The 19,932-nt window shown below is 51.1% G+C and carries 17 protein-coding genes, 1 tRNA gene, 2 rRNA genes and 1 other annotated feature (1 of these 21 running past the window's edge); of the genes, 12 read left to right on the top strand and 8 right to left on the bottom strand.

The genetic code is table 11. The features are described from left to right. Positions 1–109 precede the first annotated feature (109 nt). Genes rpsP through rplS form a run of 4 tightly spaced genes read left to right on the top strand, consistent with a single transcriptional unit; the run spans position 110 to position 2,124 of the window. Positions 110–358, top strand: coding sequence for a 30S ribosomal protein S16 (gene rpsP, locus JSN25_RS21860; RefSeq protein WP_003031228.1), 249 nt, complete (start codon positions 110–112; stop codon positions 356–358). Between the two features lie 18 nt (positions 359–376). Further along, positions 377–925 (top strand): ribosome maturation factor RimM, encoded by a 549-nt coding sequence (gene rimM / locus JSN25_RS21855; RefSeq protein ID WP_003031230.1) that lies wholly within the window; start codon positions 377–379, stop codon positions 923–925. A gap of 44 nt (positions 926–969) precedes the next feature. Further along, positions 970–1,737 carry a tRNA (guanosine(37)-N1)-methyltransferase TrmD gene (trmD, locus tag JSN25_RS21850; protein ID WP_003031232.1) on the top strand — a complete coding sequence of 256 codons (768 nt, stop codon included), beginning with the start codon at positions 970–972 and terminating at the stop codon, positions 1,735–1,737. A 39-nt stretch (positions 1,738–1,776) separates the two neighbouring features. Then, on the top strand, positions 1,777–2,124 hold the full coding sequence (gene rplS, locus JSN25_RS21845) for a 50S ribosomal protein L19 (RefSeq protein ID WP_006687325.1): 348 nt from the start codon (positions 1,777–1,779) through the stop codon (positions 2,122–2,124). A 139-nt stretch (positions 2,125–2,263) separates the two neighbouring features. On the opposite strand, the gene JSN25_RS21840 is transcribed toward rplS, so the two are convergent. The 4 genes from JSN25_RS21840 to JSN25_RS21825 all read right to left on the bottom strand — a co-directional run bounded on the left by JSN25_RS21840 (position 2,264) and on the right by JSN25_RS21825 (position 5,026). Beyond that, positions 2,264–2,746 carry an OmpA family protein gene (locus tag JSN25_RS21840; protein ID WP_038642755.1) on the bottom strand — a complete coding sequence of 161 codons (483 nt, stop codon included), beginning with the start codon at positions 2,744–2,746 and terminating at the stop codon, positions 2,264–2,266. 12 nt (positions 2,747–2,758) lie between these two features. After that, complete coding sequence (dgcN, locus tag JSN25_RS21835) at positions 2,759–3,982, bottom strand: diguanylate cyclase DgcN/YfiN (protein ID WP_038642753.1); 1,224 nt, start codon at positions 3,980–3,982, stop codon at positions 2,759–2,761. Then, positions 3,975–4,493: a regulatory sequestration protein YfiR gene (gene yfiR, locus JSN25_RS21830; RefSeq protein WP_038642751.1), complete on the bottom strand. Its 519-nt coding sequence runs from the start codon at positions 4,491–4,493 to the stop codon at positions 3,975–3,977. The genes dgcN and yfiR overlap by 8 nt, the downstream gene beginning before the upstream one ends. Before the next feature lie 158 nt (positions 4,494–4,651). Next, positions 4,652–5,026 (bottom strand): DUF2799 domain-containing protein, encoded by a 375-nt coding sequence (locus JSN25_RS21825; protein WP_038642749.1) that lies wholly within the window; start codon positions 5,024–5,026, stop codon positions 4,652–4,654. Positions 5,027–5,241: 215 nt separating this feature from the next. Here JSN25_RS21825 and aroF point away from each other — a divergent pair, with 215 nt between their 5' ends. After that, positions 5,242–6,312, top strand: coding sequence for a 3-deoxy-7-phosphoheptulonate synthase AroF (aroF, locus tag JSN25_RS21820; RefSeq protein ID WP_042313300.1), 1,071 nt, complete (start codon positions 5,242–5,244; stop codon positions 6,310–6,312). Between the two features lie 10 nt (positions 6,313–6,322). Then, on the top strand, positions 6,323–7,444 hold the full coding sequence (gene tyrA, locus JSN25_RS21815; RefSeq protein WP_204525346.1) for a bifunctional chorismate mutase/prephenate dehydrogenase: 1,122 nt from the start codon (positions 6,323–6,325) through the stop codon (positions 7,442–7,444). 42 nt (positions 7,445–7,486) lie between these two features. Here the strand turns inward: tyrA and pheA are convergent, their stop codons facing one another. The 4 genes from pheA to bamD form a co-directional block, all read right to left on the bottom strand. Then, complete coding sequence (gene pheA, locus JSN25_RS21810) at positions 7,487–8,647, bottom strand: bifunctional chorismate mutase/prephenate dehydratase (protein WP_038642743.1); 1,161 nt, start codon at positions 8,645–8,647, stop codon at positions 7,487–7,489. Between the two features lie 22 nt (positions 8,648–8,669). Continuing rightward, positions 8,670–8,795, bottom strand: a sequence feature (Phe leader region). Continuing rightward, positions 8,747–8,794 carry a pheA operon leader peptide PheL gene (pheL, locus tag JSN25_RS21805; protein ID WP_121530024.1) on the bottom strand — a complete coding sequence of 16 codons (48 nt, stop codon included), beginning with the start codon at positions 8,792–8,794 and terminating at the stop codon, positions 8,747–8,749. It overlaps the preceding feature by 48 nt. Positions 8,796–8,897: 102 nt before the next feature. Beyond that, positions 8,898–9,236, bottom strand: coding sequence for a ribosome-associated translation inhibitor RaiA (gene raiA, locus JSN25_RS21800; RefSeq protein WP_003031244.1), 339 nt, complete (start codon positions 9,234–9,236; stop codon positions 8,898–8,900). Between the two features lie 270 nt (positions 9,237–9,506). Continuing rightward, positions 9,507–10,244, bottom strand: coding sequence for an outer membrane protein assembly factor BamD (bamD, locus tag JSN25_RS21795; RefSeq protein WP_005130417.1), 738 nt, complete (start codon positions 10,242–10,244; stop codon positions 9,507–9,509). Between the two features lie 131 nt (positions 10,245–10,375). Here bamD and rluD point away from each other — a divergent pair, with 131 nt between their 5' ends. The 6 genes from rluD to JSN25_RS21765 all read left to right on the top strand — a co-directional run. After that, positions 10,376–11,356: a 23S rRNA pseudouridine(1911/1915/1917) synthase RluD gene (gene rluD, locus JSN25_RS21790; protein ID WP_204525345.1), complete on the top strand. Its 981-nt coding sequence runs from the start codon at positions 10,376–10,378 to the stop codon at positions 11,354–11,356. Next, entirely contained in the window at positions 11,353–12,084 is a 732-nt protein-coding gene (yfiH, locus tag JSN25_RS21785) for a purine nucleoside phosphorylase YfiH (RefSeq protein WP_085048919.1), read from the top strand. The genes rluD and yfiH overlap by 4 nt, the downstream gene beginning before the upstream one ends. Positions 12,085–12,213: 129 nt before the next feature. Beyond that, a complete protein-coding gene (gene clpB, locus JSN25_RS21780) occupies positions 12,214–14,787 on the top strand; it encodes an ATP-dependent chaperone ClpB (RefSeq protein WP_038642736.1) in 2,574 nt (857 codons plus the stop codon). 416 nt (positions 14,788–15,203) lie between these two features. Continuing rightward, positions 15,204–16,743 (top strand): 16S ribosomal RNA (locus JSN25_RS21775). Positions 16,744–16,828: 85 nt separating this feature from the next. Next, positions 16,829–16,904 (top strand) — tRNA-Glu (locus JSN25_RS21770). 209 nt (positions 16,905–17,113) lie between these two features. Further along, positions 17,114–19,932, top strand: a 23S ribosomal RNA gene (locus JSN25_RS21765) (it continues 86 nt past the right edge of the window). The 16S and 23S rRNA genes sit together here with 1 tRNA gene alongside, the layout of an rRNA operon.

The following is a 19,932-nucleotide window of genomic DNA, read 5'->3' as shown; positions in this document are numbered from 1 at the left end:
CTGTTGATTGCTTTTTTCCCAGAAATCAGTAAAATTTTCGGGCTTTTAATATGACACCGGGTCCCTTCCCTCGATGGGGCCCGGTGTTTTATTCACACAAGAGGATGTTATGGTTACTATTCGTTTAGCTCGTCACGGCGCTAAAAAGCGTCCGTTCTACCAGGTTGTTGTCACCGACAGCCGTAATGCACGCAACGGTCGCTTCATCGAGCGCGTTGGCTTCTTTAACCCAATCGCTAGCGAAAAAGAAGAAGGCACTCGCCTGGATCTGGATCGCATCGCTCACTGGGTTGGCCAGGGCGCGACTATTTCTGATCGCGTAGCTACGCTGATCAAAGCAGCAAACAAAGCAGCTTAATCTGTCACGGTGGTCATGATGAGCAAGCAACTCGCCGCGCAGGCTCCTGTGGAACCCATCGTTTTGGGGAAAATGGGGTCTTCTTACGGTATTCGTGGTTGGCTCAGAGTGTTTTCTTCCACTGAAGACGCCGAAAGCATTTTTGACTATCAGCCCTGGTTTATCCAGAAGGCGGGTCAGTGGCAGCAAGTACAGCTGGAAAGCTGGAAGCACCACAATCAGGATCTGATCATCAAGCTGAAAGGCGTTGACGATCGTGATTCGGCGAATCTACTGACCAATTGCGAAATTGTCGTGGATTCCTCGCAGTTGCCAGCGCTGGAAGATGGTTCCTACTACTGGAAAGACCTTATGGGCTGCCAGGTAGTGACCACTGAAGGCTACGATCTCGGTAAAGTCGTCGATATGATGGAAACCGGTTCGAATGACGTCATCGTCATCAAGGCAAACCTGAAAGATGCGTTTGGTATCAAGGAACGTCTTGTACCGTTCCTCGATGGGCAGGTTATCAAGAAAGTCGATCTCGCTACTCGTACTATCGAAGTAGATTGGGATCCTGGTTTTTAAACCACCGGATAAACGGTAAAAGTCGGCGTTATGGGGATTGGCTTGTGTTTATAGGTATTGTTAGCCTGTTTCCTGAAATGTTCCGCGCAATTACCGATTACGGGGTAACTGGCCGGGCAGTAAAAAATGGCCTGCTGAACATCCAGAGCTGGAGTCCTCGAGACTTTACTCATGACCGGCACCGTACCGTGGACGATCGTCCTTACGGCGGCGGACCGGGGATGTTAATGATGGTGCAACCCTTACGGGACGCCATTCATGCGGCAAAAGCTGCGGCTGGTGAAGGCGCAAAGGTGATTTATCTGTCACCTCAGGGACGCAAGCTTGATCAAGCGGGCGTCAGCGAACTGGCCACGAATCAAAAGCTGATTCTGGTGTGTGGTCGCTATGAAGGTATCGATGAGCGCGTGATTCAAACCGAAATTGATGAAGAATGGTCAATCGGTGATTACGTCCTCAGCGGTGGTGAGTTACCAGCAATGACGCTGATCGATTCCGTTTCCCGGTTTATTCCGGGGGTTCTGGGTCATGAAGCATCAGCAATCGAAGATTCGTTTGCTGACGGGTTGCTGGACTGTCCACACTATACCCGACCTGAAGTGTTAGAGCAGATGGAAGTACCGGCAGTATTACTGTCGGGGAACCACGCTGAGATACGTCGCTGGCGTTTGAAACAGTCGCTGGGCCGGACCTGGCTTAGAAGACCTGAACTTCTGGAAAACCTGGCTCTGACTGAAGAGCAAGCAAGGTTGCTGGCGGAGTTCAAAAAGGAACACGCACAACAGCAACATAAACATGATGGGCAGGCGTAAGCCCCCAATATCAGTTTACCCAGGATAAGAGATTAAATTATGAGCAACATTATTAAGCAACTTGAACAAGAACAGATGAAGCAGGACGTACCTTCCTTCCGTCCGGGTGATACCGTGGAAGTGAAAGTATGGGTTGTTGAAGGTTCCAAAAAACGTCTGCAGGCATTTGAGGGCGTGGTTATCGCTATTCGTAGCCGCGGTCTGCACTCTGCATTCACTGTTCGTAAAATTTCCAACGGCGAAGGCGTTGAGCGTGTCTTCCAGACTCACTCTCCGGTAGTTGACAGCATTGCTGTTAAACGTCGTGGTGCTGTTCGTAAAGCTAAACTGTACTACCTGCGTGAGCGCACTGGTAAGTCTGCTCGTATCAAAGAGCGTCTTAACTAAGATTCGCGCAAGCGACATCCTGTTAGAAAAGGGCTGGCCGAAAGGCTGGCCCTTTTTTTATCGCGATATTTACTGATGGGGAACAGACTGACTGCCGGGGAACTTTACATACTCTCTGGATACAGTCAGCCGGGGATGATTACGGTGTGGCGATCACCACCGCGACACGGCGGTTTTCAGCACGACCTTTAGAGGTCTGGTTACTGGCGATAGGGTATTTCTTCCCGAGTCCCTGGGTGGTCAGATTGGTACGGGGAATATTAGCGCCTTGTGCCCAGGCATCGGCCACGACATTCGCGCGTTTGAGCGACAGAGCCTCGTTGTAGCTGTCTTCGCCGTAGTTATCCGTATGACCATCCAGACGAGCATGGTTTAGCCCGGTAGCAGCCAGTTTGGATGCCATTTCCTGAATCTGCTTTTCACTTTCCGGACGTAGCTTATAGTCGTTTTTATCAAACAGGATATTGTCAGACAGGCCAAGAGACCAGTCTCCTGAAACTTCGCTAAATCCGTACGATTTCATAGCTGCAATTTGCTCTGGGGTAAATTTTCCCTGAGGTGCCTGACAGCCTGCCACAATCAGTAAAAGCAGAAAAAACGGTGAAAATAGACGTTTTAACATGTGTGTAATTCCTTATTTAATAATGCGTTCAGAACGCAAATGTTTGGCCTGATACATATTTTGATCGGCAAGTTCTTGTAATTTTTCGGCAGAGGCATGTTCCCACGTCAGCGCAAAGCCAATGCTGAGTGTCATGCTTGCCAGATGACCATTGTGCAGGTCAAAAGGTCGGTTAAACGCTTGTGACAGTGCGGCACAGATACGCTGAACTTCGTATTCTGAGTGAACGCTATACAGCACCATGGCAAACTCATCGCCGCCAAGCCTGTAGGGGTGATGTCGATCACCTCCAAACTCGGACAGCCTTTTTGCAACTTCAATCAGGACACGGTCGCCCGCTGCGTGGCCCCAGGTATCGTTAATAAATTTAAAATTATCACCATCAAGGAATAGCAATGCAGAACTGCTGCGGGCAGCATCGTCGTTCATCAGGGCGTTAATGCTGCTGCGAAATGCGGCGCGATTTGCCAGTCCTGTCAGAGGATCATGTAACGCGGTACGCAAAAGCTGAGCGTTCTTTGCCTGCAACCGAAGTTGCCATTCCTCCATTTCGTCCAGCAGGCTATTAAAATCCTGAGCAAAAAGATGAAATTCTTCGATACGTTCTTCTGAAACACGTCGTGAAAAGTTACGGTTGGTACGGACATCATGTACCACCTCGGTGATATTTTGCAGGGCTTCTACTACGCCATTGTGCAAATAGCGAGTGAGCATTAATGCAATGCCTGATGCCAGCAGAATGCATCCGGTAAGAACGGCCAGCGACAAATAAATGAAATGGCTGATCACGCTATCGCGGGCAGTCAGGCGCACTTCACCAATAACATTGCCATTATGCAAAATGGGCTGTGTGACCGGTTGCGGAAACAGCCAGTGGCTGATCAAACCGCTGATCTTTTCAGTGGTGTCCTGCGCGTCATAGCGCCAGGTGGCGATCACGTTCTGATTTTTATTACGCACTTCCGCTACGGAAAACTGCCCTTGTTGCCCTAGCGCCGCCAGAGTTTCTGTTGCCGCAACACTGTCAGAAAAGACTAATGCAGCTTCAAGTGTACGAGTCATCGTGGCTGCGGTCAGGTCCAGGTTCTTTTGCGCATACTGTCTTAATGCCAGCACGGAGGAAATGCTAAGCAGTAGCCAGATCAACGTCATGGTGACCAGGACGCTGATTATGCTGATACGCCGTAATGTCCGCTTAAACGTCGGGCGTGTTATGGGAGAATGGCCCTTATCCATGCTTTTTATTCCGTGCAAGCATCAATACGTCTGGACTGACCCTTACGCCACTGCGTGAAAGGGAATCCATATTTACGGAAAATCTCACATCTTCATCTTTAATTATGAGGCAAAAGGCACTGCCAATAACGCATTCGGGATTCTGTTCAGCGATTAATAACAGTGCCTTTGTCGGATATTTATTCTTTAATTCCACCTGATAACCAGGGGATTCTTTTCCAAAATAAAAACCATCACACTGCGAAACTAATATTTCTTGTTCCGTACGAATGATGACGGGAAGATAGGGTAAAGCACCAGTACTGGTATCTCCCAGTACACTGGAAAAACGCGATGAAGAGAAAATACACAGTTTTGGTGGCCCGGAAAGTGCAGGCCAGTGTGTATAACTGACGATGCCGGAAACCATCGCGCGTACAGATTTTGCTTCTTCCGTAACGCTCTGGGCGTACAGCGGTAATCCGGTCAGGAGCAGTGCCAGTAGAAGTATGAGTCGGTAAGAATAGCTCATGAATAGTTACCTACCAGCGGTTGCCGTAAAGCGTCGAAATACACTCAAGATTGTTTGAGACAAAATAACATTATTTTCCTAAGTCGTCATTATTCCGGGTATAAAGCTATGGATAATTTAAGTTAAATCTTATGTGCATATAAAATATAAGTTATTGTTTAATTTAATCTTATAGCGGCATTACCTTCGTTTGCCCCTTTTTGCCAGGCGTTGTGTAACTGGTCAACATTTTCGACAGTATCGCAACTTGGGGGAAAGGTTTTCCCGGCCAGACCCCTGGCGTAAACAAAATCCTGCTGGCAGGTTTTACGTTGTCCCTCGGCGTAACCCTTAAGATATTCCGTACGATCGACTTCTGGATCATTGTAATTGTCGGCAAGAATTTCATTATCTTTAACCGCATAGCCTGAAATGGCATCGCGTATCCCGGCATCGTACCAGTCGGTGCCAGTCCAGGTAGGGGCGTGAGTATAGGGGTCTATCTGACATCCGCTAAGAAGTAGTATTAATAAGGTGCTGATGAGTTGCTTCATTGCCTGTGCTCCCGCGTTTTTTTAAGCATAGTGGATCTGACATCAGGATGATGTAAATTTAAATGTACACTCAGGTGGGCTTTATTTAGTACTTAATAGCGCACTGTAAATTAAAATTTACGGATTATGGATTGAAATCTTTACCCGTTGTGATATCGTTATTTCCTCCTCGCTGAGGATCAACTATCGCAAACGAGCTAAACAGGATCACCATCATGCAAAAAGACGCGCTGAACAACGTACATATTACCGACGAACAGGTTCTGATGACTCCGGAACAGCTGAAAGCTGAATTTCCGCTGAGCCAGGCACAAGAGGCGCAAATCGCCCAGTCGCGTAAAACCATTTCAGATATTATCTCCGGTCGCGATCCGCGTCTGCTGGTGGTATGTGGTCCGTGCTCCATTCACGATCCTGAAATGGCAATTGAGTACGCTCGTCGATTTAAAGCCCTTGCCGCAGAGGTCAGCGATAACCTCTACCTGGTGATGCGCGTCTATTTTGAAAAACCCCGTACTACCGTTGGTTGGAAAGGGTTAATTAACGATCCTCATATGGATGGCTCTTTTGATGTTGAAGCTGGACTGAAAATTGCGCGTCAACTGCTGCTTGAACTGGTAAATATGGGACTCCCGCTGGCAACTGAAGCCCTGGATCCTAATAGCCCACAATACCTGGGCGATCTGTTTAGCTGGTCGGCAATCGGTGCGCGTACCACGGAATCACAGACTCACCGTGAAATGGCTTCTGGTCTTTCGATGCCGGTTGGCTTTAAGAACGGCACTGACGGTAGCCTGGCAACCGCGATCAACGCCATGCGTGCCGCGGCGCAGTCACACCGTTTTGTCGGTATTAACCAGGCAGGGCAGGTAGCGCTGCTGCAAACTCAGGGCAATCCGGACGGTCATGTGATCCTGCGTGGCGGCAAAGCGCCGAACTACAGCCCGGCAGATGTTGCCCAGTGCGAAAAAGAGATGGAACAGGCGGGACTAAGACCTTCCCTGATGGTAGATTGCAGTCATGGTAACTCCAATAAAGATTACCGCCGTCAGCCTGCCGTGGCTGAATCCGTGATTGCGCAAATCAAAGATGGCAATCGCTCGATCATTGGTTTGATGATTGAAAGTAATATTCATGAAGGCAACCAGTCTTCCGAACAGCCGCGCAGCGCAATGAAATACGGCGTGTCCGTAACCGATGCATGCATTAGCTGGGAAATGACGGATGCGCTACTGCGTGAAATTAGCCAGGATTTAAACGGCCAGCTGTCGGCGCGTGTAGCATAAGAGGTTGGTTATGGTTGCTGAATTGACCGCATTACGCGATCAAATTGATGAAGTCGATAAGGCGCTGCTGGATTTGCTGGCACGCCGCCTGGAGCTGGTTGCCGAAGTCGGTGAAGTAAAAAGCCGCTTTGGGCTGCCGATTTACGTGCCGGAGCGGGAGGCCTCTATGCTGGCTTCACGCCGCGCGGAAGCGGAAGCCCTTGGCGTACCGCCGGATCTGATTGAAGATGTGCTGCGCCGGGTTATGCGCGAGTCCTACTCCAGTGAAAATGACAAAGGATTCAAAACGCTTTGTCCTTCCCTACGACCGGTAGTGATCGTCGGCGGCGGTGGTCAGATGGGGCGTCTTTTCGAAAAAATGCTCACTCTGTCAGGTTATCAGGTGCGGATCCTGGAACAGCAGGACTGGGATCGTGCGTCGGAGATCGTTTCTGATGCAGGCATGGTGATCGTCAGCGTGCCGATCCACGTCACCGAGCAGGTGATCGCTAAATTACCGCGTCTGCCGTCTGACTGTATCCTGGTCGATTTGGCATCGGTGAAAAATGGTCCTTTACAGGCGATGCTGGCAGCGCACGATGGTCCGGTGGTGGGGTTACATCCCATGTTTGGTCCGGACAGCGGCAGTCTGGCAAAACAGGTGGTTGTCTGGTGTGATGGACGTCGGCCGGAAGCCTATCAGTGGTTCCTGGAACAGATTCAGGTCTGGGGCGCGCGGCTGCATCGGATCAGCGCCGTTGAACACGACCAGAATATGGCGTTTATTCAGGCCTTGCGTCACTTTGCGACCTTCGCCTATGGTCTGCACCTGGCGGAAGAAAACGTGCAACTGGAACAATTGCTGGCGCTCTCTTCGCCGATTTACCGCCTTGAACTGGCGATGGTTGGACGCTTGTTTGCCCAGGATCCGCAGCTGTATGCCGATATCATTATGTCGTCTGAGAGCAACCTTGCACTGATCAAACGCTACTATCAACGTTTTGGTGAGGCGATTGGTTTACTGGAGCAGGGCGATAAGCAAGCGTTTATCGACAGCTTCCGTAAGGTGGAGCACTGGTTTGGCGATTATGCGAAACGCTTCCAGAGCGAAAGCCGTACTTTGTTGCGCCAGGCGAATGACAGCCGTCCTTAAGTAAGATGCCGGATAAGCTTAGCGCCATCCGGCATTGTCACGTTAACTCGGATCGACCGGCACCACGTTCTCACTCGGGTAACATCCCAGCACCTTCATCGAACGCGTAATCTCCCCCAATTCCTTTAACGCCTTTTGCATTTGGGGGGATTCCAGATTGGCCTGGATATCAAGATAAAACATCTCTTCCCATGGATTGCCGTGAATCGGGCGTGACTCCAGTTTAGTCATAATCAGATTATGGTTGCGCAGTACCAGCAGCGCTTCAACCAGCGCACCGGCCTGTTGGCCTGTTGCCATCAGCAGCGTGGTTTTCGCCGGAACCTGGTCGGAAACATTGATAGCCTTGCGTGCCAGTACCACAAAGCGGGTGATGTTTTGTGTCTGGTTTGCTTCGATATGCTCGAGAACCTGCAAACCATACAGTACGCCTCCGGCTTCGCTCCCCAATGCGGCTACGCGCGGTGAGTTAGCTTGTGCAACTTTTTCCATCGCCGCTGAGGTGCTTTCGGTGTACTCAATCTTCCAGTGTGGGTAACGGCTCAGGAACTTGCTGCACTGTTGGAACGGCTGCGGGTGGCTGTATACCGTATCAATGGTCTCGAGATCGGTTGTGCCGGATACCAGTACGCAGTGGTCAATTGTAATAGTCATCTCGCCAACGATAGACAGACTGGTGTGCTGCAGCAGGTCGTAGACGTCGTTAATCCCACCGGAGCTGGTGTTTTCAATCGGGACCACCGCATAGTCAGCTTGTCCGGTTTCGACCTGATTAAAGATATCGGCAAATTTCGCGCAGCCGCTTTCAATGAATTGTTCAAAATGACGGGCAGCGTACTGACGTGCGGCGAGGTGTGAGTATGAGCCTTTTGGCCCAAGGAATGCGACGCGCGCGGAATGGGGGTTAATTTTGTTCAGATGTTGCTGGAGCAGTGCCTGCTGCGTCAGGACGGAGTCTTCGATAATCAGTTGGAACAGGCGGGTGATATAGTGCGCGTCGAGATGATGCGCTTTGCCAAGCTGAATCAGTCGGTCTAACAGATCGCGTTCGCGGTCGATATCACGTACCGGACGATGTGAAAGCAGTTTAGCTTTACCGACTTCTACGGCCAGCCCACGCCGTTCAGCCAGCAGGGCCAGTAATTTTTCATCCAGCGAACTGATTTTATCGCGCAGCGCCAGCAATGGGTTTTCCGATGTCATAGTGTTGCCTTTCTTGTTATCAATAAAAAAGGCCCCCCGTTGTGGGAGGCCTTATTGTTCGTCTTCGCATTCTTTATCACACGACGAAACGCCTCCCATTCAGGGGAAGGTAAAAAAGAATGCGAAGAAGAACGGGGCAAGTTTCATGTAATTTTCCTTTGGCTACATCAGTAAAGTACCCGTACTGTTTTCACCCTGTCAACAAAAAACGCGCCCGAAGGCGCGTTGGCGATACACTCAATGTAAGGGACTACTCTTCTTCTGCTTCGACGAAGTTGGCGTCTTTGACTGAAGTTGTTGCACGACGGGCTTCGCCTTTGTGCTGCACTTTATTGAGCTGCCGTTCCAGCTTGTTGATCAAATCGTTAATTGCGGTGTACATATCCTCGTGTTTTGCGCTGGCGACCAGATGTCCGTTCGGTGTATTGATGGTGGCATCAGCAATGAAACCCTGTGGCTCCTTAGACAGAATGATATGTGGATTAATCAGATGAGTTTGCCATTTTTCAAGTTTGGCGAGACGGTCTGCGACATGCTGGCGAATTGCCGGAGTAATTTCCATTTGTTTACTGGTAATGTTCATTGTCATAAATTTTACCTCTTGTCTTTCCCGTCTTGGTGATTCCAGCATACCGTTCCTAATGTCAAAATGTGTGATTTAAATCACATTATTTTGTCGCTTTTTGTCAAGAAAACCTTTTTGTGAGGCACCGCAGGAACAAGCGATTTTTTACTTGAGGAATAGCAGAAAGCAGGCCATATTTGATGAGATGCGTTGGAGCTAAACCGCTTCAGTTATGGCGTAAACGGATAAAAAAACGGCAGCCCTTGGGGCTGCCGTTTTGCATTCTGAGGTAAATCAGGTGTTACTGCTGTTGGCGGCAATGATTTTCGCTACTTTTTCTGCCTGCGCATTCATTTGCATCTGGCGATAAGCGTTTTCCATCAACGGCAGAGCATCACGTGTTGCCTGGGTATCCGGGTAGTCGCGCAGCATGCCTTCCACACGGTTTACCACCGCCACCCATGCGCCACGGGCAGTGTAATATTCCGCAACGGAGTATTCATACTTCGCCAGACGATCTTTCAGGAACACCAGACGTTTAGTGGCGTCAGTGGTGTACTGGCTGTTCGGATAGCCACGTACCAGTTTGGAAAAGTCATTAAACGCAGCTCGGGCATGTTGTGGATCGCGATCGCTGCGATCAACCCCAAAGAATCCTTGCAGTGCGCTATCATCCAACGCCATATTGGTCAGGCCACGCATATACATGACATAATCAATGTTAGGGTGTGTCGGATTAAGACGGATAAAACGATCGATGGCAGCCTGAGCAAGTGGCAGATCGGCGTTTTTGTAGTAGGCGTAGATGAGATCTAATTGCACCTGCTGAGAATACGGTCCAAATGGATAACGGTTATCCAACGCTTCCAATTGCGTTATTGCCTGTTTCCAGTTACCGTCCTGCAGCTTTTGCTGAGCAGTCGCGTAGATTTCATTTGGCGGATTATCGGGCACCTCTTCCTTTGAACCAGAGCAACCCGCCAAAAACAGGCTCAACGTGGCTGCTGCCACCAGATATTTCATGCGCGTCATGACGTTTTGACTTTCCTCAAAATGTTTTACGGGAGATTCTCTGTTCCTGCTCCCGGTTAAGACCAGCTACAATAGCACACTATATTAAACGGCAAAGCCGTAAAACCCAACGTTAAACAAAGAAGCAGTTTATGGCACAACGAGTAGAACTCACCGCAACAGTCTCCGAAAATCAGCTCGGTCAACGCTTAGATCAGGCTTTGGCCGAATTGTTCCCTGATTATTCGCGATCGCGCATAAAAGAATGGATCCTCGACCAGCGCGTGCTGGTAAATGGCAATCTTTGCGATAAACCGAAAGAAAAAGTGTTGGGTGGAGAGCAGGTCTCCATCAATGCAGAAATTGACGAAGAGGTTCGTTTTGAGCCTCAGGATATCCCGCTGGATATCGTGTATGAAGATGACGATATTCTTGTTATCAACAAACCGCGTGACCTCGTGGTGCATCCGGGCGCAGGCAATCCTGATGGCACGGTATTGAATGCGTTGCTGCATTACTACCCGCCAATTGCGGATGTTCCTCGCGCGGGTATCGTCCATCGTCTGGACAAAGACACGACCGGATTAATGGTGGTGGCAAAAACCGTTCCGGCGCAAACGCGTCTGGTGGAGTCATTACAGCTGCGTGAAATTACCCGTGAGTACGAAGCCGTGGCGATTGGTCATATGACAGCGGGCGGAACCGTTGAAGAGCCGATTAGCCGTCACCCGACCAAGCGTACACACATGGCGGTACACCCGATGGGTAAACCGGCGGTGACGCACTATCGTATTATGGAACACTTCCGTGTGCACACGCGTCTGCGGTTGCGTCTGGAAACCGGACGTACGCACCAGATCCGCGTGCACATGGCGCATATCACTCATCCGCTGGTGGGAGATCCGGTCTACGGTGGTCGTCCGCGTCCACCAAAAGGCGCTTCTGACGAATTTATTTCCGTACTGCGTAAGTTCGACCGTCAGGCGCTGCACGCGACCATGCTGCGTCTGTATCACCCGGTTTCCGGTATAGAAATGGAATGGCATGCGCCAATTCCGCAAGATATGGTGGAACTGATTGAAGTGATGCGCGCTGATTTCGAAGAACATAAGGATGATATTGCCTGGTTATGAGTAAGCTAATTGTCCCGCAGTGGCCGCTACCGCAAGGTGTTGCGGCATGTAGTTCTACCCGTATTGGCGGTATCAGTATGCCACCTTATGATTCGCTGAATCTGGGCGCCCATTGCGGCGATAACCCGGAGCATGTCGAAGAGAACCGCAAACGACTGTTTGCTGCGGGCAATCTGCCTTCAAAGCCAGTCTGGCTGGAACAGGTCCACGGTAAGGAGGTCCTGAAACTGACGGGCGAGCCGTACTCCTCCAAACGTGCGGATGCGTCATACAGCAATACGCCAGGCACCGTGTGTGCGGTGATGACGGCGGACTGTCTGCCCGTACTATTTTGTAATCGTGCAGGTACGGAAGTCGCGGCGGCCCATGCAGGTTGGCGCGGATTATGCGCCGGTGTGCTGGAAGAGACGGTGGCGTGTTTTGCCGACAAACCTGAAAACATTATTGCCTGGCTAGGCCCGGCGATTGGCCCGAACGCGTTTGAAGTGGGGCCAGAAGTCCGCGCAGCGTTCATGGCGCATGATCCGCAGGCGGACCTCGCATTTGTACCGCGCGCAGACAAATATCTGGCGGATATCTACCAGCTTGCGCGCCAGCGTCTGGCAAATGTCGGCGTGACGCACCTCTACGGCGGTGACCGGTGCACCTTCAGCGAAAGTGAGACTTTCTTCTCTTATCGTCGCGACAATACCACGGGTCGTATGGCAAGTTTTATTTGGCTGATATAACCTAAAGAATCAAGACGATCCGGTACGTGTAATTTTCTTTTCACATAATTCAGGTCATTCACCTTGAATAATTGAGGGATGACCTCATTTAATCTCCAGTAGCAATTTTGACCTGTTATGGGAGGAGTTATGCGTCTGGATCGTCTTACTAATAAATTCCAGCTTGCTCTTGCCGATGCCCAGTCACTCGCATTGGGGCACGACAATCAATTCATCGAACCACTTCATCTAATGAGCGCCTTGCTGAATCAGGAAGGGGGGTCGGTACGTCCTTTATTAACCTCTGCTGGCATTAATGCCGGTCAGTTACGTACAGCCATTGACCAGGCGTTGAGCCGCTTGCCGCAGGTAGAAGGTACCGGCGGTGATGTGCAGCCTTCTCAGGATCTGGTGCGTGTACTGAATCTTTGCGACAAGCTGGCGCAAAAACGAGGGGACAACTTTATTTCGTCAGAACTGTTCGTTCTGGCGGCGCTTGAGTCACGCGGTACGCTGACCGATTTATTAAAATCAGCAGGGGCGACGACCGCCAATATCACTCAGGCAATTGAACAAATGCGTGGAGGTGAAAGCGTGAATGATCAGGGAGCTGAAGACCAACGTCAGGCCTTGAAAAAATATACCGTCGATCTGACCGAACGCGCCGAACAGGGCAAGCTCGATCCGGTTATCGGTCGTGATGAAGAAATTCGCCGCACCATTCAGGTGCTGCAACGTCGTACTAAAAATAACCCGGTGTTGATTGGTGAACCTGGCGTCGGTAAAACCGCCATCGTTGAAGGACTGGCGCAGCGTATTATCAACGGCGAAGTGCCGGAAGGCTTAAAAGGCCGCCGCGTACTGGCGCTGGATATGGGCGCGCTGGTGGCCGGGGCGAAATATCGTGGCGAGTTTGAAGAACGTTTAAAAGGTGTGCTGAACGATCTCTCTAAACAAGAAGGCAACGTCATTCTGTTTATTGATGAGCTGCATACCATGGTTGGCGCGGGTAAAGCCGATGGCGCCATGGACGCCGGTAATATGCTGAAACCGGCGCTGGCGCGTGGGGAACTGCACTGCGTAGGCGCAACCACGCTCGATGAATATCGTCAGTACATCGAAAAAGATGCGGCGCTGGAACGCCGTTTCCAGAAAGTGTTTGTGGCTGAACCTTCAGTAGAAGACACCATCGCCATTTTGCGTGGTCTGAAAGAACGTTATGAGCTGCACCACCATGTGCAGATCACTGACCCGGCGATTGTTGCGGCAGCGACGCTGTCTCACCGCTATATTGCCGACCGTCAGTTGCCGGATAAAGCCATCGACCTGATCGATGAAGCGGCATCCAGCATTCGTATGCAGATTGACTCCAAGCCGGAAGAACTGGACAGACTCGACCGCCGTATTATCCAGCTCAAACTGGAACAGCAGGCATTAATGAAAGAGTCTGATGAGGCGAGTAAAAAACGTCTTGATATGCTCAACGAAGAACTGGACGACAAAGAGCGCCAGTATTCTGAGTTAGAAGAAGAGTGGAAAGCGGAAAAAGCCTCGCTCTCCGGTACTCAGACGATTAAGGCTGAGCTGGAGCAGGCGAAGATCGCCATCGAGCAGGCGCGTCGTGTGGGCGACCTGGCGCGGATGTCCGAGCTGCAGTACGGTAAAATCCCGGAGCTGGAAAAACAGCTGGAAGCCGCTACCCAGTCGGAAGGTAAAACTATGCGTCTGTTGCGTAACAAAGTGACCGATGCAGAAATTGCTGAAGTGCTGGCGCGTTGGACGGGGATCCCGGTTGCCCGCATGCTGGAAGGCGAACGGGAAAAACTGTTGCGTATGGAGCAGGAGTTGCACAGCCGTGTGATTGGCCAGAACGAAGCGGTTGAAGCGGTATCTAACGCGATTCGCCGTAGCCGTGCTGGGCTGTCTGACCCGAACCGTCCGATTGGTTCATTCCTGTTCCTTGGGCCGACCGGTGTCGGTAAAACCGAACTGTGTAAAGCGCTGGCAAACTTTATGTTCGACAGTGACGATGCAATGGTACGTATCGATATGTCCGAGTTTATGGAGAAACACTCGGTGTCTCGTCTGGTCGGTGCGCCTCCGGGATATGTCGGCTACGAAGAGGGGGGTTATCTCACTGAAGCAGTGCGCCGTCGTCCTTACTCCGTCATCCTGCTGGATGAAGTGGAGAAAGCGCATCCGGATGTGTTCAACATTCTGCTGCAGGTGCTTGACGATGGTCGTCTGACCGACGGGCAGGGGAGAACGGTCGACTTCCGTAATACGGTGGTCATCATGACTTCGAACCTGGGGTCGGATCTGATCCAGGAACGTTTTGGCGAGCTCGATTACAGCCACATGAAGGATATGGTGCTGGGCGTTGTGAGCCATAACTTCCGTCCGGAATTTATCAACCGTATAGATGAGGTTGTGGTATTCCATCCGTTGGGTGAGCAGCACATTGCTTCTATTGCTCAGATCCAACTGCAGCGTCTGTATAAACGTCTGGAAGAGCGTGGCTATGAAATCCATATCTCAGACGAAGCGCTCAAACTGCTGAGCGCGAATGGTTACGATCCGGTATATGGCGCGCGTCCATTGAAACGCGCTATCCAGCAACAGATCGAAAACCCGCTGGCGCAGCAAATTTTGTCTGGGGAGCTGATTCCTGGCAAAGCCATTCGCCTGGAAGTGAACGACGACCGTATCGTGGCAGTGCAGTAAATCACAAAACGATAATAAACGAGCCCTGCGGGGCTCGTTTTTGTTTAAAAACCAGGCAAAAATAGAAGGGTTGAGTGAAAAGTAATCGTTTGATAAGTTTTTTGTATTTTTAACTTGTCAGCCTGAAATAACTCCCTATAATGCGCCTCCACTGACACGGAACAACGGATTACACGCCGCCGGGTCAGCGGAGAAAAGCGTAAATAAACGCTTGACTCTGAAGCGGGATAGCGTAATATGCACACCCCGCGTCGCTGAGAAAAAGCGAAGCGGCACTGCTCTTTAACAATTTATCAGACAATCTGTGTGGGCACTCGAGGATACGGATTCTTAACGTCGCAAGACGAAAAATGAATACCAAGTCTCTGAGTGAACACGTAATTCATTACGAAGTTTAATTCACGAGCATCAAACTTAAATTGAAGAGTTTGATCATGGCTCAGATTGAACGCTGGCGGCAGGCCTAACACATGCAAGTCGAACGGTAGCACAGAGAGCTTGCTCTCGGGTGACGAGTGGCGGACGGGTGAGTAATGTCTGGGAAACTGCCCGATGGAGGGGGATAACTACTGGAAACGGTAGCTAATACCGCATAATGTCGCAAGACCAAAGAGGGGGACCTTCGGGCCTCTTGCCATCGGATGTGCCCAGATGGGATTAGCTAGTAGGTGGGGTAACGGCTCACCTAGGCGACGATCCCTAGCTGGTCTGAGAGGATGACCAGCCACACTGGAACTGAGACACGGTCCAGACTCCTACGGGAGGCAGCAGTGGGGAATATTGCACAATGGGCGCAAGCCTGATGCAGCCATGCCGCGTGTATGAAGAAGGCCTTCGGGTTGTAAAGTACTTTCAGCGAGGAGGAAGGCATTAAGGTTAATAACCTTAGTGATTGACGTTACTCGCAGAAGAAGCACCGGCTAACTCCGTGCCAGCAGCCGCGGTAATACGGAGGGTGCAAGCGTTAATCGGAATTACTGGGCGTAAAGCGCACGCAGGCGGTCTGTCAAGTCGGATGTGAAATCCCCGGGCTCAACCTGGGAACTGCATCCGAAACTGGCAGGCTAGAGTCTTGTAGAGGGGGGTAGAATTCCAGGTGTAGCGGTGAAATGCGTAGAGATCTGGAGGAATACCGGTGGCGAAGGCGGCCCCCTGGACAAAGACTGACGCTCAGGTGCGAAAGCGTGGGGAGCAAACAGGATTAGATACCCTGGTAGTCCACGCCGTAAACGATGTCGACTTGGAGGTTGTGCCCTTGAGGCGTGGCTTCCGGAGCTAACGCGTTAAGTCGACCGCCTGGGGAGTACGGCCGCAAGGTTAAAACTCAAATGAATTGACGGGGGCCCGCACAAGCGGTGGAGCATGTGGTTTAATTCGATGCAACGCGAAGAACCTTACCTACTCTTGACATCCAGAGAACTTAGCAGAGATGCTTTGGTGCCTTCGGGAACTCTGAGACAGGTGCTGCATGGCTGTCGTCAGCTCGTGTTGTGAAATGTTGGGTTAAGTCCCGCAACGAGCGCAACCCTTATCCTTTGTTGCCAGCGGTCCGGCCGGGAACTCAAAGGAGACTGCCAGTGATAAACTGGAGGAAGGTGGGGATGACGTCAAGTCATCATGGCCCTTACGAGTAGGGCTACACACGTGCTACAATGGCATATACAAAGAGAAGCGACCTCGCGAGAGCAAGCGGACCTCATAAAGTATGTCGTAGTCCGGATTGGAGTCTGCAACTCGACTCCATGAAGTCGGAATCGCTAGTAATCGTGGATCAGAATGCCACGGTGAATACGTTCCCGGGCCTTGTACACACCGCCCGTCACACCATGGGAGTGGGTTGCAAAAGAAGTAGGTAGCTTAACCTTCGGGAGGGCGCTTACCACTTTGTGATTCATGACTGGGGTGAAGTCGTAACAAGGTAACCGTAGGGGAACCTGCGGTTGGATCACCTCCTTACCTTAAAGAACCGGCCTTTGCAGTGCTCACACAGATTGTCTGATGAAAAGTGAATAGCAAGGCGTCTTGCGATTGAGACTTCAGTGTCCCCTTCGTCTAGAGGCCCAGGACACCGCCCTTTCACGGCGGTAACAGGGGTTCGAATCCCCTAGGGGACGCCACTTGCTGGTTCGTGAGTGAAAGACGCGCACCCTGATATCTCAAAACTGACTTGCGAGTCATGTTTGAGATATTTGCTCTTTAAAAATCTGGATCAAGCTGAAAATTGAAACGACACACTGTGTCTGTTCTCCGTAATAAGAACAGATAAAAGGTGTGTTCGAGTCTCTCAAATTTTCGCAATCAGAAGTGAAACATCTTCGGGTTGTGAGGTTAAGCGACTAAGCGTACACGGTGGATGCCCTGGCAGTCAGAGGCGATGAAGGACGTGCTAATCTGCGATAAGCGCCGGTAAGGTGATATGAACCGTTATAACCGGCGATTTCCGAATGGGGAAACCCAGTGTGATTCGTCACACTATCGTTAACTGAATACATAGGTTAACGAAGCGAACCGGGGGAACTGAAACATCTAAGTACCCCGAGGAAAAGAAATCAACCGAGATTCCCCCAGTAGCGGCGAGCGAACGGGGAGCAGCCCAGAGTCTGAATCAGCATGTGTGTTAGTGGAACGGTCTGGAAAGTCCGACGGTACAGGGTGATAGTCCCGTACACAAAAATGCACAGGTTGTGAACTCGAAGAGTAGGGCGGGACACGTGGTATCCTGTCTGAATATGGGGGGACCATCCTCCAAGGCTAAATACTCCTGACTGACCGATAGTGAACCAGTACCGTGAGGGAAAGGCGAAAAGAACCCCGGCGAGGGGAGTGAAAAAGAACCTGAAACCGTGTACGTACAAGCAGTGGGAGCACCTTCGGGTGTGACTGCGTACCTTTTGTATAATGGGTCAGCGACTTATATTCTGTAGCAAGGTTAACCGTATAGGGGAGCCGAAGGGAAACCGAGTCTTAACTGGGCGTTAAGTTGCAGGGTATAGACCCGAAACCCGGTGATCTAGCCATGGGCAGGTTGAAGGTTGGGTAACACTAACTGGAGGACCGAACCGACTAATGTTGAAAAATTAGCGGATGACTTGTGGCTGGGGGTGAAAGGCCAATCAAACCGGGAGATAGCTGGTTCTCCCCGAAAGCTATTTAGGTAGCGCCTCGTGAATTCATCTTCGGGGGTAGAGCACTGTTTCGGCTAGGGGGTCATCCCGACTTACCAACCCGATGCAAACTGCGAATACCGAAGAATGTTATCACGGGAGACACACGGCGGGTGCTAACGTCCGTCGTGAAGAGGGAAACAACCCAGACCGCCAGCTAAGGTCCCAAAGTCATGGTTAAGTGGGAAACGATGTGGGAAGGCACAGACAGCCAGGATGTTGGCTTAGAAGCAGCCATCATTTAAAGAAAGCGTAATAGCTCACTGGTCGAGTCGGCCTGCGCGGAAGATGTAACGGGGCTAAACCATGCACCGAAGCTGCGGCAGCGACACTATGTGTTGTTGGGTAGGGGAGCGTTCTGTAAGCCGTTGAAGGTGGCCTGTGAGGGCTGCTGGAGGTATCAGAAGTGCGAATGCTGACATAAGTAACGATAATGCGGGTGAAAAACCCGCACGCCGGAAGACCAAGGGTTCCTGTCCAACGTTAATCGGGGCAGGGTGAGTCGACCCCTAAGGCGAGGCCGAAAGGCGTAGTCGATGGGAAACAGGTTAATATTCCTGTACTTGGTGTTACTGCGAAGGGGGGACGGAGAAGGCTATGTTGGCCGGGCGACGGTTGTCCCGGTTTAAGCATGTAGGCGGAGGTTCCAGGTAAATCCGGTACCTTTTAACGCTGAGGTGTGATGACGAGGCACTACGGTGCTGAAGTGACAAATGCCCTGCTTCCAGGAAAAGCCTCTAAGCATCAGGTAACANNAAATCGTACCCCAAACCGACACAGGTGGTCAGGTAGAGAATACCAAGGCGCTTGAGAGAACTCGGGTGAAGGAACTAGGCAAAATGGTGCCGTAACTTCGGGAGAAGGCACGCTGATAGGTAGGTGAAGTGATTTACTCATGGAGCTGAAATCAGTCGAAGATACCAGCTGGCTGCAACTGTTTATTAAAAACACAGCACTGTGCAAACACGAAAGTGGACGTATACGGTGTGACGCCTGCCCGGTGCCGGAAGGTTAATTGATGGGGTTATCCGTAAGGAGAAGCTCTTGATCGAAGCCCCGGTAAACGGCGGCCGTAACTATAACGGTCCTAAGGTAGCGAAATTCCTTGTCGGGTAAGTTCCGACCTGCACGAATGGCGTAATGATGGCCAGGCTGTCTCCACCCGAGACTCAGTGAAATTGAACTCGCTGTGAAGATGCAGTGTACCCGCGGCAAGACGGAAAGACCCCGTGAACCTTTACTATAGCTTGACACTGAACACTGGTCCTTGATGTGTAGGATAGGTGGGAGGCTTTGAAGTGTGGACGCCAGTCTGCATGGAGCCATCCTTGAAATACCACCCTTTAATGGCTGGTGTTCTAACGTGGGCCCGTAATCCGGGTTGCGGACAGTGTCTGGTGGGTAGTTTGACTGGGGCGGTCTCCTCCCAAAGAGTAACGGAGGAGCACGAAGGTTAGCTAATCCTGGTCGGACATCAGGAGGTTAGTGCAAAGGCATAAGCTAGCTTGACTGCGAGAGTGACGGCTCGAGCAGGTGCGAAAGCAGGTCTTAGTGATCCGGTGGTTCTGAATGGAAGGGCCATCGCTCAACGGATAAAAGGTACTCCGGGGATAACAGGCTGATACCGCCCAAGAGTTCATATCGACGGCGGTGTTTGGCACCTCGATGTCGGCTCATCACATCCTGGGGCTGAAGTAGGTCCCAAGGGTATGGCTGTTCGCCATTTAAAGTGGTACGCGAGCTGGGTTTAGAACGTCGTGAGACAGTTCGGTCCCTATCTGCCGTGGGCGCTGGAGAATTGAGGGGGGCTGCTCCTAGTACGAGAGGACCGGAGTGGACGCATCACTGGTGTTCGGGTTGTCATGCCAATGGCACTGCCCGGTAGCTAAATGCGGAAGAGATAAGTGCTGAAAGCATCTAAGCACGAAACTTGCCCCGAGATGAGTTCTCCCTGAGACTTAAAGTCTCCTGAAGGAACGTT

The sequence above is a fragment of the Citrobacter cronae genome (assembly GCF_016893685.1).
In the GTDB taxonomy this organism is placed as follows: Bacteria; Pseudomonadota; Gammaproteobacteria; order Enterobacterales; family Enterobacteriaceae; genus Citrobacter; species Citrobacter werkmanii.
This window is presented reverse-complemented; position numbering and strand designations above follow the sequence as displayed.